This is a genomic window from Sporosarcina sp. FSL K6-5500, from assembly GCF_038005665.1.
Classification (GTDB): Bacteria; Bacillota; Bacilli; order Bacillales_A; family Planococcaceae; genus Sporosarcina; species Sporosarcina psychrophila.
Genome location: NZ_JBBOTP010000001.1, coordinates 4,154,057 through 4,170,389, shown reverse-complemented (window position 1 = coordinate 4,170,389; position 16,333 = coordinate 4,154,057). Strand labels below are relative to the sequence as shown.

Below are 16,333 nucleotides of genomic sequence, written 5' to 3'. Positions count from 1 at the left end.
CAAACAACCGGTTAATCCAAATCCATTGTTTTCGAACCCCTTTAAAGTCTTTACTGTTTTTCTTCTTTCAAAACCTTCAGTTTCCATTTAGCGGCTTGTAAAAAAGGGATTTTGAACAGACTTATCCCAAGATGCCCTAAATCTTTTTTAGTATATTTAATAGATGTTTAAGTTTCTAATTAAAAAATTTTTATGTAAACTCAGGCTTTAATAAAAAGAATCTATTTTGATTAAATTTTTCAAAATGGATTCTTTTAAATTACAGAAAAATGCAGGTTTACATGACGCTGTTGACCGAAATTTACTTCTAAGTGACACAAAATCCAAGGTTTAGAAGACAAATAGTAAACAATTACTTGACAACAGAAACGATGAATGATTTATTGATCTAACTGGAACTGAAAAGTTGTGGGGTGATCCAGAACAAACAGTCAAGGATATACAAGCGGAAATACTGGAAACTTTAAATTTTCCGTCCACAGCTGGCATGGAAATAGAAGTTGCGCAAAAAAGGGAATGCAAAGTACACGTAAAGTTGTGGGATAAAGGGAAAGTCATTTTTTACATGGTTGTCATAAAAGAAATAAATGTTGAGGCGATGTGGATTACGGTCGATAGTCCATTCGGTAGGGACCGTATGCCGGTGGAGGACATAATCGGAGTGGAATGTGTTGAATAATAAACAGGGTAAAGGCGACCTCTCGACGAAAGAAGGTCGCCTTTTCAATCTGGTATCTGGGATAATACCGGATAGGAATTTATTGAATATTGCATTCATTTGTAGTGCAGCGAACTTGTTGAAGTTTGTCGGTGCGCAAATTAGAATCATTTGTTTATTTATGGAGGCATCGACTTGTTTAATTGAACCGGTAAATTAAAACGACCAATCCGAATAGGGAAAGGTCGATTTGTTTTTGAGTTTCTTCTATGGATAGTAATTACTTCCGACTTTTCACCTCTATTTTTAGAAGTTTTGCATCAGGTGATTGTTGAAGCCTGTATTAAAATCCAGTGAAACCAAGATGTTTTATACCGAATAATTTCTACCTAAGCATTGGGATTCAACATCTTAATGACAATAGAAGCATTTACATTAGCTTGTGTACCACCTATCACAGACGCAAGACCAACTGCTGCAGCAGAAGAATGATTTCGAAGGGTAAGAACATCGTTGGCTACTATGGCAATAATAGCCTGCCCGTTGTTTTGCTGAGTGCCAGCACCTGAACCATAGACTGTTCCGGGAACCAGCGATCCATTTAAAAACAGTGCAAATTGGTTAGGTTCCGTACCTGATACAGAGAAAGTAACCTCGTAGTCTCCCGGAACGTTAATCATAATTTGAGAGGTTCCAAGGGTATGCACAATTCCAGGTGTCATTAATCCATTTGAATCAAACAAGACATCAGCTTCTATAGGTACCGTTTGAGGAGTTAGATTGTAAATATACCCGTATTCGCATAACCCGCATGTGGCTCCGATAGTACTAGTGGAGCCAGCCTGCCCGATAGCCCTGATTGGCCCCATGAACACTCTTGGTACTCTACATATATTTTTGCAAGAACATGGACTGATGTGACATTTACTACATTTACGATTAGAGAAGTGGTTATTAAAATTCATTCTTTCACCTCCATCTGTAGTATCCTATTCTTGCAAAAGAGGAAATGAAGGGCAAACTCCTTGTTGATTACTAAAAAAGAAATAGACAAGAGATTGATCCTGGTGAAACTGAAGAAATGTGTGATAAAGTCAACCACTTGTTTGAAAAGCTGGGAAATGAAAAGTGAGTATAAAAACAGCCACCAACTCGATTGAGAAGGTGGCTGTTATTATGTTATAAGTCGTGCGCCTGTCCGCATTTAATGTGTCCCCCTGAATGTCCCCCAACCACACGAATTCAAAAGATTTCCTAGGACTTTACTTTAACGGCGTGGCATAGTCGATTAGTACCTGGATGCTGAAACTATCATATTTTCACACCTGTAGAACGTACGTACGAAACGGCTGATTAGTCTAGCACGAAATAATTCATAGTAGCAACAATGCTTATGCCTCAAGGCTTATGAGGGGTTTAAATGAAAAAAATCTCCAAATATTCCACCAATTTGAAAAGTGAATGTGTCACTGTAGGCTTTCGCTAATTTGACTTCGAGGTTTTTAAATGAGTGGCCATCCCGTTACAAGGTTGTGGTGTACGAGCCATTGTTGCAGCGGGAGTTGTATGAGAAAAGGCAAGAGGCTTGGAAGTTATGGCGACAGTAATGACCTCGTTTGAAGGATGGATATTCATTATTTTGACTTTGTTAATCGCGTTAGGATTTTATTAAATTGGTTGGATGCATGGGCGGGCGAAATGATGGAGTAAACACGAATTGTACATTTAAGATGAAAAAAAGACCGTAATTTCTTGGTCTTTTATGTTAGTGTACTATGTTTTTCAATAGATTTTATTTAATTGGGTAATAAGTCCATCAAAAAAAGGCTTCACGATAAAATCTGCGGCTCCATTTTCTAAAGCCTCAATTATTAAATCTTGAGTCCCTAAGGCTGAGCACATAACAACACGAGCATTGGGGTTTATTTTCTTAATTTCTTTTAGCGTAGCGATACCGTTCATATTTGGTAAAGTGATATCCAATAAAACGATATGCGGGAAGTGTGATTTATAAAGAGGCACAGCATCTTCTCCACTCCCAGCTTCAGCTACGACATAATAACCGTTACTTACGATAATCTTTCTTAATAGATTTCTCATGAATTTTGAATCATCTACGAGCATTACTGATTTATTGAAAACGATCCTCATCCTTTTTAACAAGTGATAGAAAGCAATACACTTGGTAACCGGCTACCATTACAAATAGTTGTATTAGGCCCTTGGCTTTGCGTCCTTACCTTTCGATAAGTTTGCCTATATACAAACTAACATACTTTGATAGAACAATCTTATGAAAGAGTCTAATACAAAGGAGTAGTAGGCAAATAGGTGGGTTATTAACATGTGCTGTCCGAAAAGAAAAGAACACTGATTAAAAATAATCAGCAGTCTTTATCACAGTCATCTTGAGATTTATGCCCGGAAATTTCGAACAACCATTGTTAATCCACGTTTTTCAAAATTATTGTCGCTTTCTCTTACCTATCAAAGCTACCTAAAATCATAAAATCTACAAGAATTCCACTCACTGGATTTTCTGAACCTAATACATTAATTCCTAGTACTACTATACTACTATTATTTGTGACATTAGCAGAGACGAATTTTGCAGCAACATTCTTTTCTCGCATTTGTACTCTCGGTCTTGCATTTATCGAAGGATTTGTAGAATATACGCTTGATACAGCATAGTCAATAGTTGTTAATAATGGAATACCATTAGATAATCCGTTTTCTGTGAAATAAAGTGTGGCTATACCATTTGCGTCAGATGTAGCTTGCCCATAAACAATCCGCTTTACTTTTTTTGGATTGGACTCTCCTGCCTTAAACACTTGAAGAGCTGTTGGTGCCATTAAAACAAACTCAACGCTCATAGCTATTCTCCCTCTGTAATACTTTGATATCTATTACAAACAACAACATTGATTAAATGTATGACTGGCTATACCTTAATATTCTTTATGCTTTTTATTAGCTTATTACATTCAATGTTCCTTGAGGATTCTTGCTTTTTTGCAAAGTGAAAATGCAGTGAAAGCCATCAAAATGTAGTACGCAGTTCGACCAAAATATGTAGCAGATGTGATGGAAACTTATTAAACAATTTTATTGCGAATGTAATAAAAACGAACATTAAGGCTTGGTACGGTAAACGTGGAGGAAAACGACTTGAAGACAACTCCTTATAAAAAGGCAACAGAAATGTATATCGAAGTCATTGTAGCGGAAAGTGTGGATGAAATTTTAAACGAGGCCGAACTGAATCTACGGACTAAAGAATATGCATTTATGAAATTCATGAATGCGCCTAATACGCAGGATCACACAGATAGGGATTTATTACAGGAATTTGAAAGCACCACAAATGGCTTTTTGCAGGCTGACAGTTCGTTACTTTAACGCACAGTACGAGGAAATGGGAGACCCATTATATGCAGTAAATTAAGAAGAGGACTAGATATTATCATAACGAAATCAATTTCTTCCCCCAGGCACCTAAGCGATATAGAAGCAGAACCTGGAAAAAAACCACTGACTTTTAGTTTAAAGATAATGTGACTGTTTACAGTACGCCTATTAGCTTAAGCAGTAAAACTATTACAAGAATCGAAATAATAACACTTAGAATGTATCTCAAGGATATCCCTCCTTTAGAATGATTGTACCATGGTTACTGTAACTAAAAGTGTTTTTTTTAGGAGTTTATTTCAAATTTACAAGCTAGTGCAATAAGTGGGAACGCATAGTCTGACCAAAAAGCGAAGTAGATAACTGAATGACCGCATACGAAGAAATAATCAAACTTTTAACCCGGTTACTGTTAGAGGTGCTGAAAGATATTGAACGACGCACCAGGGATTGGATGTGGAGTGCTAGCGATAGGACGATCCGTATATTCGTCAGCACCAAACATTCTGTGAGGGAGTGTTAACCGTGGTGCAGCAACTTACTATTTTTGATGCGCTGTCAAAATGATAGAAAGGACTTTTACTGTCATATGCCGGTCCGCTCTATATGTATAAATTAATTTTCATAGAAATAATTCATTAATCTATATCGATTCACTCTCTATTCATTTCTTCTATATGATCATCAATCGGATCAATCGTATGTTTATATCGATAACTTTTATGGACGACGAAATAGATGAAAATGAGTTCTAAAACAAAGATAATAATACAAATCCATATCCAAATCCATGTTGTAACTGTCATTTGATAGTCTCCATTCTGACTTTATCTAATGTAAGTTTACTACGAAATCTGCTTAATTATAGGTTAGTCAGTTATGGATCGGTGACAGTTTGGAAACAATCCTATAAATCTGAGTTCTGTGAGGTTCTATTTAATGAGGTTAGTTACACGAAGAGATAAAAAAACAGTCCCTTATATAGGGACTGAAAGAATTTAGTTATTCATGTCTTGAATACCTGGACTATGTTCATTTGGCATGTCAGGCAGTAAAGGAACCGGGAATCCAGCAGGTGGAGGAGTAACTTTAAGTTCGCCATTATTTCTGCTAGGGGACTGTCCTTGGAAAATTTCCCCGATTCTAGTTGGGTCTAATCTGAAATTGAACTGGGCATTATGATACCCTAACTCCACATATTTTCTGCATTCAGGATATTTATTTATATCGTAATTCGGGACAGGGAACAGCTTGCCCCAATCAACGCCGAGCGTTTCCAATGCTTTTGCAAACGCATTCTGATGTGCGTTATCTCTCACGATTAGGAAAGCTAATGTCTCGCGAAATGTTTTGTTAGAACTCATTTCGTAAATTCGAGTTTTTTGCAAGACACCGGTTGATTCTAACACCAGGTTATCGAGCATATCACTAATCAAATTGCCATGGCTATAAACCCAAGAACCGTTCCAAGGATTCCCAGTAGCATCTACAGGGAGAGAGGCTTGAGCACCAATAATGTAGTGATGAGGATTTGCGTGTCTAACGGCATCATCGAGAGGTGCTTGATCGACGCCAGCATTACCTGGTACAGCAGATTCACCTGAATCATTTAACAATTGATTGATTGTATTCTGGACAAGTTCAACATGAGCGATTTCTTCCAAAAACACACCACGAAGTAAGTCGCGATATTGTGTTTCCTTACCTCTGAAATTGGAGCTTTGGAAAAAGTACTGCATCATGGTACGCATTTCTCCAAAATGCCCACCTAGAATTTCTTGCATTACTTTTGCAGCTTCAGGGTCGGGTTTATCGGGAGGAGTGACGGGATTGATCAATTCTTCTTTGTAGTAATACACATTTAGCACCTCATTTATATATTTTTACTAACGTAGTATCAAGCAAAATGAAAATTTTATTCACAATCAAAATAATCGTCTATCGGAAAAAATGAGGACACTGATTCAACTTAACGGTTGTTTTTAGTTTTATTATTGGATTTTAGTCTTTGCACTTATTTTGCCCGAAAACAGCTAATGGGGCACCAAAGTAGGAAAAGTCGATGGGAATCAATCAAACTGAAAGGATTAGAGATGTTTTTCGAAGGAGTAAGCATCTCCAACAAGTCATTAGATAGGAACGAAGTTAAGGATAATTCAAGAGCGTATCCACGTAGTTGGAAATGTGAGAGGGATAGAAGTTCTTCGTTGGATTCTTGAGGTGAAGAAGTACTCTTGGATAAGCACGTCCCATCCGACACCTGAAAGGCTCCATCGTGATGCAAATGTCAGAAATGCCAAATACGTCGAGATATTGTTCTTAGAGAATAAAGAAGATAAACTTAAAGGCAAGTCGGGAGTGCGATAATTTGTATGTAGAACTATGCAACAGTCCAATTACATACGAGTGTTAACTTTTAGTTTACCTATATTTCTGATAACATCGGTTGCGGGAGGTGAGAAAATGCTTGAATTTCAGATAACACTTCATTTTAATGATAATGAAACTTTCATTATGAACTTATCTGCGAGTAGTCTAGAAGATGCGTCGATAAAAGTTACTCAAATGATACAAGATAAACACATTCATCAAGATATAATGGGGAATTCCTATATAAAAGGATATAATTTTGCTATGGTACAACGTTTTCATGTATCCAAGAGGTAAAAGTTATGAGTTTATTTAGCATCTTGCTGGGTGCTTTTCTTACGTTCAGTCAAGTGTTTTCGTGGGCTTGCTTGCTGCATACACCGATTGAACCTGACCAGTAATCTCGATGCAACAATGGCCAACTAAACAATTTCCGAAGTTACAACCCAACCCAACCCAACCCAACTGCTTAGCAACCATCCGATTCAAACCCCGCATTATTATTAGCGCCCAGATTCAGCGACAAGCAGCGAATCGAGGAGCTGAGGTTCATGGCTAACAATGCAATTACGTGTGTTCGCGAGATTTTGATTGGCGTTGAATGAATTCTTGGAGTATCTCTTGAATTTAAATAGTACTATAGGTATCATGATTTATAGTCCGTCAAATCAATAAATTGGAGAACTGTAATTAGGGTTCTGCTAATAAAAGTCTGAAACCAAGGATCATACCTTTTCAAGTTGCATAAGGTGCCTATTGACATAAAAGGTTCGAGGAGGAAATTTTTTGCATATGATGCGTTGAAACTTTCTCAATCAGCCTTATTTTATTACTTAAGGGGATAATTGAAATGAAGGAAATTAACGAACTTAAAGCAGGAGTCGCTATTATTATTTTAGATGAAGATAATCGAGTATTATTGCAGAAAAGAGCTGATGTAGGGCTATGGGGGATCCCATCAGGACATGTAGAGATCGGGGAGACAGTATCCGAAGCAGCTATTAGGGAAATGAAGGAAGAAACGAATTTAGATATACGAATTACTAAGTTAATCGGTGTTTACTCTGATCCAGATTCACAGGTGTTTTCATACCCTAAAGGAAAAATAGTTCATTTTATAACAACCTGTTTTTTAGCTGAAATTATAAGCGGAGAACTTCGATGCAATTCTTCGGAATCACTCGATATTCAATATTTCGAACAACAAGATTTGCCATCAGATTTGTTGAAAATGCATCCTTGCTGGCTGAAAGATGCTTTGGCTGAGAGAGATTTGGCGTTTATACGTTAAGGTTCAGCGCTAAGAATAAGTACAAATGGAGAACGTCCAACCGGGCGTTCTTTTACTTTCCCAAAAGAAAACTGGCAAACAATGCGTTTGGTGGTTTTCTATTAATTAAGGGAAAAGAAAACAAATCTACCGTTGACGGCATGCTGCATACGCGAAACGAAAGCCGAAAGATAGAGAAGGTATAAGGCTAGGATAGCAATGCGATTAGTCTGGTTATCCAAAAATAAGGAGTGTGGAATGGCTGACGGAGAGGTGACATTCATTTGAAGAAAATGCTATGATTAGTAAATCAGTGTGTAGAGATATTGGCTTTCTCATTAACCAAAAATATATGTCTCATGATACGTCTGCCATCTGAAATATTATTCGCGGAGATGACAAACATGCATGGAGAAACAAGACTACCTAGAAACGGAAGAGAAGGTATATTATTTTTATTAATCATTTCAATTATTTCAGTAAACACAATCGCCCCTATTATTACAGGGTTGGAACGTGGCTTCAGTAAAGAGGTATATCTAGATACATTAAAGATTATTCCGTTTATGTGGATAATCGTAATTTTATCAGTACGATTGATTGCGGGACCGATTGTTGGTAAGCTGATACCAAAATTCGTGGGACAATCAGATGGGTTTAATGCCAGAATTCTATTGAATACTTTATTGAATGTTACGGTATTATCTATTATTCTATCGATTATCGGAACTTGGGTTGGTACGAAACAAATAAGCCTAGAACCATTTAAAAATTTCTTTCACATTTGACCAAGAAACTTTGGTATAGCATTTTGGATTGAACTGTTGGTTGCACAGCCAATAGCAAGATTTGCGATGAAAAGATTACATGCAAGACAGGGTCGCAAAGCCGAAAGTGTAAATGCGTAACGCGCAGCAGGAACAAACTGCAAAGTAGTGAAATTGAATAATTATTAATGTGAAAACGTCCATTCGGGCGTTTTTTACATTTGTAAACCGATGCTGTGTTGAGTCGATGATGGTGGAGGTGATGGGTTAGGTAATTTGGCACTGTAATACTTGATGGTGATAAAAAGGTCTTTCGTCCTCCTTTGTAGTAGTATAGTGTAGAGGAATTATTATGGGAAATAAAATCTGTAATTCCACTCTTTTCTATTATGTTTTTAAGAATAGGAAATCTATTATAAAGGAAGTAGGCACATGAACATGAACATTGCTACAAATATTAATATTAGTACCCAAGTATTGAATGAAAGAGCGGTTTTAGCTTCACTAGAATCTAATTTAGCTATGATAGAATTCAATTTGGATGGGAAGGTTATTTGGGCAAATCAGAACTTTGCACAGACTTTGGGGTATAGTGTCGACGTAATGAAGAATATGTCACATGAACAATTTTGCACCTTAGAATTCTGGAATAGTAAGGAATATGCTGAGCTATGGGATAATCTAAGGAAAGGTAAAAAGTTTCAAGAGAAGATTCATAGGGTTAGTAAAGCAAAGGATTTACTTTGCCTAGAAGCTACTTATATTCCCGTTCTAAACGATAAAGGTGAAGTAAATGCTGTACTTAAAATCGCAACAAATATTACAGAACGCGAAAATAAAACGATAGAAATAGTTTCTCAATTAAAAAAGTTGTCTGAGGACTTAGGGGAAATGGTTACTGATAACTCTACGGAGAACATAAAAGCATTTCAATCTTTGAAGGAACAAACCAATTTAATAAGTGAAGTTTCTAAATCAATACGAAACATTTCTTCGCAAACTAATATTTTGGCATTGAATGCAGCTATTGAAGCGGCTCGAGCAGGGAAACATGGACTCGGTTTTAATGTGGTGGCAACAGAGGTTCGAAAATTGGCTGGTGATGTCGAAGGTGCGATAAAAAAGTGAATGCCAACGTAGACAACATTACAAAAGAAGTAATGAAGGTCAGTGAAGTAACGGAGAATTCGCAAAGGGCGGTTATTTCAACTCAATCTAAAATTAATGAGACAATGAAGGAATTTGAAGGTATTACTAAGTAGTAAACTAGCGTATTTTATTTGTAAATTAATTATATGCAACAAGTCAGAACGTTCCACTGGGCGTTCTTTTTCTTTGCTCAAAAATAGCGAAGGGGAGTGAATATCCTTGTCTAAGACGGAACGATATAAAAGGCACAATGTATTCAGAGAACTAAACAAAACCCTTGAAATAGAAGCAAATATTTTTGCTTCTATTTATAATCAAATGGTTGGGCTAAGACTTAATGAAAACACGATAAGAAAAGTAGATTACCTTGATGAATCATTACAATTGAATGGCATATCCAAACCAACACTTAATGCTATGTGGGATACAATAGATTCCAATATACATGACCTTTCTGGCTATTTAAGAATTAAAGCAGAAGAAGTAGGGAAAAAGAATATTTCTTGGCATGAGTTGATGACTTCATCTCAAGAAGGTTCTCTTCAGATTATTTTCTCACAAGCGAGCGATGGAATAACAAAGTCTCTTGTAAATATTGATAGCAGTATGTGTGAATTTGTAAAAGAATTAATTACAAAGGGATGGGTAGATGCAGAACAACGTAAAACAAAATCTTCGGGTGGGTTTTGTGCTCCGTTTACTCCAGAAGGCGAATCGCGGATTTCATTAAATTATGATAATAGCATAGAGAGTGCTAGAAGACTTGCACATGAATTAGGTCATGCTTGGCATTTTTAACAAATATTAATCTCCCATGAGTGCTTCCCATAAGGGAGCGATAGTCTGTGATGCACCGTGGACGTTGGAGTCTGACTAACGGATTGGCTTCTATGGCACCATAGTTCATCGATTTTCTTCGCCTGCCGTCCTAATCTATACCCGCTCTGCATACATTTCATCCCATCGTATCTTGAAAGAGGAATTAGGCTTATGATCTTCCATAATCGCACCCGTTAATGGAACAATGGATTGGTAAAGTGATTTATATTTTTTTACTTAGGACTTCCCCTGATAAACCGTCTATTACACAAAACTCTTGGGATTCAAAACCCAGGTTACTCAATATCTTTTTAGAAGGGAGATTCTCTGGATCAATAATAGCTTTTAACACCATAATTTCTAATTGATTTGCAATTTCAATTATTTTTTTGGCCGTCTCTGTCCCATAACCTTTCCCCCAGTATTCTGGTAGCAACATATATCCAATTTCTGCTTCACTAATTTGTTTTTCATTTAGTGTCAAATGCCCAAGTCCAACAAAGGTCTCATCGAAACAATCATAGACTTTATACGATCCGTATTTTTCATATTTTTCATTGCGTTTTAACAACTTTTGAAAATCTACTTTGGCTTCGTCATAAGGGATAGCCCGCTCTGTTATTTGCGCCATTACACTCTCGTTCGAAACAAGACTATAATAACTATCAAAATCATCTTCTTGAAATTTTAATAATTCTAAGTCCATATTTACCCCCAAATTATTATTTTGTGTGCATATTAATTAACAAATTGTATAGTCAATAAATATCTTAATCCTTACTTAATTATCTGGCCCGATTGTGGAAGAGTAATTATTTGTTGTCTGGATGCCATTTCAAAAACATTTCTCTCTCTATTACATTCAAAATGCATGGTGAATTCACTTGCGATTCTAACTTACTATGTTCCTCTAGAAACTCTGATTGTACACCAATTCTTATATAAGGAAGATTCTCTTGGGCCTTTTGAGAACGGACATTTGATAACTTCGCTCCTGCAAATACATGTTCTAAATTCAATATTGTAAAGGCAATATATAGAATTTCTGATTTAGCTAATGCGTTATAACCTTTTCCCCAATATTGATGCCCTATCCAAGTACCAATATGACAAGTTTTAGTGATGCTATCAATGTCTTTTAGTGTAATTACGCCAATTAAATTTTCGGTTTCATCAAGAATGACTCTTGAATATTGCTTACCTAGTCTTTCTTGCACCAGAATAAACTTGATAAAATCAATAGTACCTCCAAGTGAAGTTTGGTCATTGGTAAGTCCTAATGCATCTTTTACTTGAGGTGCCGATGATAGTGCAGACATTGATTTTGCATAGATTTTATTATGTGGCACTAATGAAATCTTTAACAATCTTATCCCCCCAAAAATATTGATATTTAAAACTCTATCTAACAATCAATCTGGTCCGTTTGCGAAAGGTTGATCTTATTGAAAATCAGTCAAATTTATATAACTAGTATAACATTATCAATTCCGGAAAATCTGGTTTTCTATCTTTGATCAACCAGAAGGTATGAAGTGGTAATAACTATGTCAAGGAGGGTACATTTCATTGGGCGTAGTCAAATAAGCTATTATTGTATAGAAAGAGAGGGTATTTTGTATTTGCATTGAAACAATAGGCTTTATTAAGGTCTATTGTTAGTTTTTTGTATTCAACTAACGGACAGGTCAGTACATCAAAATACAAAAACAACGCCTAGATTGATAGGTTTAAATTATGGAGGAATGTTTATGTTATCTGACTTAGAATTGATGGAAAATTATGTAAACGTGTTATTTAAACACGATACTGAAAATCGAGTAACAGTCGTGAATGAACCACCATACGATGTTGCAACAAGAATTTTCATTGGCGGCACCAACCTGGGGAGTGTAGTAAGGTATTCAAATAAGCTGGATGCGAGCCTTGTAGGGAAGTTAGAACAGGTTATTGGTACAAATCCTGATGCTTATCTAGGAGAAGTAATCAATGTTTTAAGCATAGACAGTAAATTAAATAATTTATGGATTGGACCAGCGTATGTGTTTTCTGTTGTAAGGGACAAGGCCCATACACAAGCAATACAAGTAACTCATGAAAATAAAGAACTTTTAAAGCCTTATTTTCCATATACATTTGAGGATTTTGAGCATAAGCAACCTTGTTTTGTAATAGTTGAGGACGATATTCCAGTTTCCATTTGTTGTAGTGCAAGGAGTACCACAAAAGCAGACGAAGCAAGTATATTCACACATGAAGATTACCGTGGACGAGGATACGGTATAGATGTTACAAATGTTTGGGCAACAGAGGTGCAAAAACAAGGACGAATTGCTTTATATAGCACATCGTGGGATAACTTTGCATCCCAATCTTTGGCAATGAGGCTAGAATTGCTTCGGTATGGAACAGACATTCATATAAGTTAAAGTAACCGTAAAATGTAAGACTCCTTCTTCAGCTAACGAGTAGGTTTAATTTAGTTGAATTATTAAACGTATTCAAAATAGAAAGCATTAGTTATAGCTAAGCCGTTCAGTCTATAAAAGGGTACTAATTATTAATGGGATATGATTTTTGAAAGATATATGCTTAAAAATCTGAATAGTATTAGTGGACTGTTATTCAACTCCCGTGAAAATAAAAAACTCTTATTATTGATAATAGCACATAATAAAAAGCTCAGAAAAAATTTTTAAAAAAAGACTGAGCCCTGCAAAAGATAAAATTGAATTGAAAGGTAGATCAAGGATCAACTCGATTCTTCAAAAAAAATATAGCAAGGGTGGTGCAGTAACCAGAGTAGGATTAATCTCCCATAAGTGCTACCCTTATTGGGGGCAACATTATGTTATGCACCGTGGTCGTTGGAGTCAGACTAACGGATAGGGCTCTACGGCATCATAGTTCATCGACCTTCTTCGCCAGCCGTCCTAATCTATACTCGTACTGCACACATTTTCATTCTCTGTAGTGTAGCGCTGATTTTGCGCTACATGTATGGCTAACGGGGCAGGTTACTTGAAGAGTTTTTTATAATTTGTGTTCAACAATCGGACCAGGTTGTTGAACAACGCCAATCAATCTACTTTTAGGAGTTTATTATGAAAAAAATTAATTTCCCTATAATTTTTAATTTAATAGTTCTTTTATATTTATTTGCAACTTTTTTTCTTCAATATGAATTTTTATTTATAACTCGTATTGTTTTAATTGTTTTTACAATAGTATTTTTAGTGATTCAAATAAAAAAAGAGTATTTTTTGGTAAATAAAATGATATTTATTATTTTTAGCGTGATTATTATAATTGCTTTAATAGTAAGTATACTATTCGATAATACTTCCGCGAATAGCCTGACAAATAATAGGTTTTTTTTAATCCCTGTATTTGTTTTTACTCTTGTTGGTATTATGTATAAAGATTTATATGATAATAACAAATAATAAAAAGCTCCTTTTAGTTCAACCGTAAACGGCACTGACCTAGAAATATGAGACAAATAAAAACACCTTTCGTTGAAAAACGGGTATTGATACCCTAACTAGACAACGTGGAGGTGTTTTTTTATGGGAACAAGAGTGAGCTATCCAGTAGAAGTGAAAATGAAGGCAATTGAGATGCGTTTGGCCGGAATACCCGTGAAAGAGGTATTAGCGACGTTAACTATTCGGAACCACTCTCAATTAAAGACATGGATGAAATTGTATCGTGAGGGTCAATTACACCGCCTAGAACAACCAGTTGGAAAACAATATGCCTTCGGCAAAGGTCCTCAGTACGAAACGGAGACAGCTAAATTACAAGTAGAAAATCGTTATTTAAAACAACAGATTGAGGTCTTAAAAAAGTACGCAGAGTTGGAGAGGACGTGGTTCCCAAAATAGTCGTGCAGCTTGTCGAGGAATTAAGCGAAATTATGCCAATCACGGAAATTTGTAAGCATCTGGGTGTACCTCGTTCAATCTATTACCGTTGGAAAAAGGAAAGTGGAATTGAAACAAAGAAGGACAAGCATCTTACAAAGTGAACAAGTAATTTGTGAGAAAACAGTCCAAGATGTGATGCGAAAATACGGGTGGCAATGTCGTGTGAAAGTGAAGAAACGTAAGCGTACTGGACAGCTAGCTTATATTGCGCCGAATTTATTAGCACGTAATTTTAGATCGGAGAAACCGTTTGAGAAGCTGGTCACAGATATTACTTACTTGCCTTTTGGTCAATCCATGTTATATCTTTCAAGTATTATTGATTTGTTTAATAGCGAGGTCATTGCCGAAACGATTGGGCAAACGCAAGATACACAATTTGTCTTAGATACACTCAAGCAGTTGCCAGACTTGCCAGAGGGCTGTATCTTGCATAGTGATCAAGGTTCGGTTTACACGTCGTATGCCTATCAACACGCAGTGAAAGAAAAAGGAATTACCATGAGCATGTCCCGCAAAGGCACGCCCGCTGATAATTCCCGAATTGAGACGTTTCACTCCTCACTAAAGTCTGAAACGTTCTATCTCGACGAAATTCACCGGACAACAAATGCATATGTCATCCAAATCGTCGAAGACTACATTGATTATTATAACAATATCCGTATTCAAACGAAATTAAACAGCCAGTCGCCGGTAAAATACCGTCAACTGGCTGCACTATAAGGTGTTTTCTTACTGTCTCAAAAACGACAGTCAGCGCCAACTGAAAGGGGCTTTTGTTATAATAAGAGACTGTTAGTTGAAGAAAAATAAAGCTAATTAGCATTCTTGTTTCTATATTCGTTATTCCATAATAGTGTGCAATTGTTTAATAAGTGTCTCTGTTCTTCTTAAACTCACATGAAAATTAAAGAACTAACAAAATCAATAAAATAGCATAACAAAAAAGACTGAGCCTACAAAATGATTATATTAAGTTGAAAGTTAGTCAGTAACCAACTCCATTCTTCATAGAATAAAGGCAGGCTGGTGCAATAACCAGAGTAGGACTAATCTCCCGTGAGTCCTATTCGTATAGAATGCGACAGTCTGTGATGCACCGGGATCATGGGGGTCAGACTAACGGATGCTTTAGTTTAAGATCGAGAGGTCTTAGTTAGCTTTTTTTCTTGTTGAACTAACGAAGCAGTTTAGCTTAATAAGATATTAAAATATTGATATAATTCTACAAGTGAGGATAATTTGAAATAAATTAATTTTTAGGGGAGGGAAGTCTGAATGAGAAACATTATCTTGATACAGCATTGTCAATCAGAACACCATATAAATAACATGTCAGGAGGATGGACAGATACACCTTTAACAGATTTAGGGAGAAAACAAGCAAAACTTATAGGGGACAAATTAAAAGAGGAAATAGTAGATAATAACGAATATGCTTTTTATTCATCTGATTTATTAAGAGCAGCACAAACAGCAGAAATAATTGGCAATCAGATAAACTTAAAAGTCATCAAAAATAAAGGACTTCGTGAAATAAATACTGGTATTGCAGCAGGAAAAACAAAGGATTGGGCAAGAGAAAATAGAATACCAAGGAAAAATAGTGGATTTGATTTAGATTATCAAGAATTTAAAGATGGAGAGACATGGAGAGAGTTTTATAGTCGTGTTTGTAGTTGTATGGATAGGATATATGAAATGGAAAAGGGGGGAAATTTATTGATTGTCACACATGGTGGTACTTTGGGTTATATTATAGCTTGGTGGATGAAATTTGAACCTAAAAGGATTGTTAACGCATACTTTTCTTCATCAGTAGGAGGTATTACAGTTCTAAGTCAAAATAGTTTTCAGCAGAATGTTTTAAATAAGTTTAATGATACCTCTCATTTTCCTTTATTGAACTAACGCAGCATGTTAGTTCAATAAGGGATTCCATTTTTATAACAAA

16 protein-coding genes, 3 pseudogenes and 1 riboswitch are annotated in these 16,333 nt (G+C 36.0%); of the genes and pseudogenes, 12 read left to right on the top strand and 7 right to left on the bottom strand.

Annotated features, from left to right (window positions below):
• Positions 1 to 406 precede the first annotated feature (406 nt).
• Complete coding sequence (locus tag MKX62_RS19890) at positions 407 to 679, top strand: hypothetical protein (protein ID WP_340742157.1); 273 nt, start codon at positions 407 to 409, stop codon at positions 677 to 679.
• Positions 672 to 878: a hypothetical protein gene (locus MKX62_RS19885; RefSeq protein ID WP_338656564.1), complete on the top strand. Its 207-nt coding sequence runs from the start codon at positions 672 to 674 to the stop codon at positions 876 to 878. The genes MKX62_RS19890 and MKX62_RS19885 overlap by 8 nt, the downstream gene beginning before the upstream one ends.
• 169 nt (positions 879 to 1,047) lie before the next feature.
• Here MKX62_RS19885 and MKX62_RS19880 read toward each other — a convergent pair whose 3' ends face one another.
• The 3 genes from MKX62_RS19880 to MKX62_RS19870 form a co-directional block, all read right to left on the bottom strand.
• On the bottom strand, positions 1,048 to 1,527 hold the full coding sequence (locus tag MKX62_RS19880; protein WP_338656566.1) for a BclA C-terminal domain-containing protein: 480 nt from the start codon (positions 1,525 to 1,527) through the stop codon (positions 1,048 to 1,050).
• Between the two features lie 913 nt (positions 1,528 to 2,440).
• Positions 2,441 to 2,809 (bottom strand): response regulator, encoded by a 369-nt coding sequence (locus tag MKX62_RS19875; RefSeq protein WP_340742156.1) that lies wholly within the window; start codon positions 2,807 to 2,809, stop codon positions 2,441 to 2,443.
• A 30-nt stretch (positions 2,810 to 2,839) separates the two neighbouring features.
• Positions 2,840 to 2,925: riboswitch (cyclic di-GMP riboswitch) on the bottom strand.
• A gap of 213 nt (positions 2,926 to 3,138) precedes the next feature.
• Positions 3,139 to 3,537 carry a hypothetical protein gene (locus MKX62_RS19870; protein WP_340742155.1) on the bottom strand — a complete coding sequence of 133 codons (399 nt, stop codon included), beginning with the start codon at positions 3,535 to 3,537 and terminating at the stop codon, positions 3,139 to 3,141.
• A 295-nt stretch (positions 3,538 to 3,832) separates the two neighbouring features.
• Between MKX62_RS19870 and MKX62_RS19865 the strand changes: the two genes are divergently transcribed.
• Together MKX62_RS19865 and MKX62_RS24495 are read left to right on the top strand one after the other, a co-directional pair.
• Entirely contained in the window at positions 3,833 to 4,063 is a 231-nt protein-coding gene (locus MKX62_RS19865) for a hypothetical protein (protein ID WP_338656571.1), read from the top strand.
• A gap of 376 nt (positions 4,064 to 4,439) precedes the next feature.
• Entirely contained in the window at positions 4,440 to 4,595 is a 156-nt protein-coding gene (locus MKX62_RS24495) for a DUF6877 family protein (protein ID WP_422397638.1), read from the top strand.
• 130 nt (positions 4,596 to 4,725) lie between these two features.
• Here MKX62_RS24495 and ytzI read toward each other — a convergent pair whose 3' ends face one another.
• Positions 4,726 to 4,878 carry a YtzI protein gene (ytzI, locus tag MKX62_RS19860; RefSeq protein ID WP_338656573.1) on the bottom strand — a complete coding sequence of 51 codons (153 nt, stop codon included), beginning with the start codon at positions 4,876 to 4,878 and terminating at the stop codon, positions 4,726 to 4,728.
• 192 nt (positions 4,879 to 5,070) lie between these two features.
• Entirely contained in the window at positions 5,071 to 5,931 is an 861-nt protein-coding gene (locus MKX62_RS19855; protein ID WP_338656575.1) for a manganese catalase family protein, read from the bottom strand.
• A gap of 1,361 nt (positions 5,932 to 7,292) precedes the next feature.
• On the opposite strand from MKX62_RS19855, the gene MKX62_RS19850 reads away from it, so the two are divergent.
• From MKX62_RS19850 to MKX62_RS19835, 4 genes and pseudogenes are all read left to right on the top strand, one after another.
• Positions 7,293 to 7,733: an NUDIX domain-containing protein gene (locus MKX62_RS19850; protein ID WP_338656577.1), complete on the top strand. Its 441-nt coding sequence runs from the start codon at positions 7,293 to 7,295 to the stop codon at positions 7,731 to 7,733.
• A 383-nt stretch (positions 7,734 to 8,116) separates the two neighbouring features.
• Positions 8,117 to 8,620: pseudogene (locus MKX62_RS19845) on the top strand (hypothetical protein).
• 297 nt (positions 8,621 to 8,917) lie between these two features.
• A pseudogene (locus tag MKX62_RS19840) lies at positions 8,918 to 9,741 on the top strand (methyl-accepting chemotaxis protein).
• A 106-nt stretch (positions 9,742 to 9,847) separates the two neighbouring features.
• Positions 9,848 to 10,426 (top strand): hypothetical protein, encoded by a 579-nt coding sequence (locus tag MKX62_RS19835; protein ID WP_338656579.1) that lies wholly within the window; start codon positions 9,848 to 9,850, stop codon positions 10,424 to 10,426.
• Between the two features lie 244 nt (positions 10,427 to 10,670).
• Here MKX62_RS19835 and MKX62_RS19830 read toward each other — a convergent pair whose 3' ends face one another.
• Together MKX62_RS19830 and MKX62_RS19825 are read right to left on the bottom strand one after the other, a co-directional pair.
• Complete coding sequence (locus MKX62_RS19830) at positions 10,671 to 11,153, bottom strand: GNAT family N-acetyltransferase (RefSeq protein WP_340742154.1); 483 nt, start codon at positions 11,151 to 11,153, stop codon at positions 10,671 to 10,673.
• A 106-nt stretch (positions 11,154 to 11,259) separates the two neighbouring features.
• Positions 11,260 to 11,814 carry a GNAT family N-acetyltransferase gene (locus MKX62_RS19825; protein WP_338656581.1) on the bottom strand — a complete coding sequence of 185 codons (555 nt, stop codon included), beginning with the start codon at positions 11,812 to 11,814 and terminating at the stop codon, positions 11,260 to 11,262.
• A gap of 384 nt (positions 11,815 to 12,198) precedes the next feature.
• Here MKX62_RS19825 and MKX62_RS19820 point away from each other — a divergent pair, with 384 nt between their 5' ends.
• From MKX62_RS19820 to MKX62_RS19805, 4 genes and pseudogenes are all read left to right on the top strand, one after another.
• Complete coding sequence (locus MKX62_RS19820; protein ID WP_340742153.1) at positions 12,199 to 12,876, top strand: GNAT family N-acetyltransferase; 678 nt, start codon at positions 12,199 to 12,201, stop codon at positions 12,874 to 12,876.
• 675 nt (positions 12,877 to 13,551) lie between these two features.
• Positions 13,552 to 13,893 (top strand): hypothetical protein, encoded by a 342-nt coding sequence (locus tag MKX62_RS19815; protein ID WP_338656584.1) that lies wholly within the window; start codon positions 13,552 to 13,554, stop codon positions 13,891 to 13,893.
• 123 nt (positions 13,894 to 14,016) lie between these two features.
• Positions 14,017 to 15,102, top strand: a pseudogene (locus MKX62_RS19810) (IS3 family transposase).
• A gap of 555 nt (positions 15,103 to 15,657) precedes the next feature.
• Positions 15,658 to 16,290, top strand: a complete 633-nt coding sequence (locus tag MKX62_RS19805) for a histidine phosphatase family protein (protein ID WP_338656586.1) — start codon at positions 15,658 to 15,660, stop codon at positions 16,288 to 16,290.
• The last annotated feature ends 43 nt before the right edge of the window (positions 16,291 to 16,333 follow it).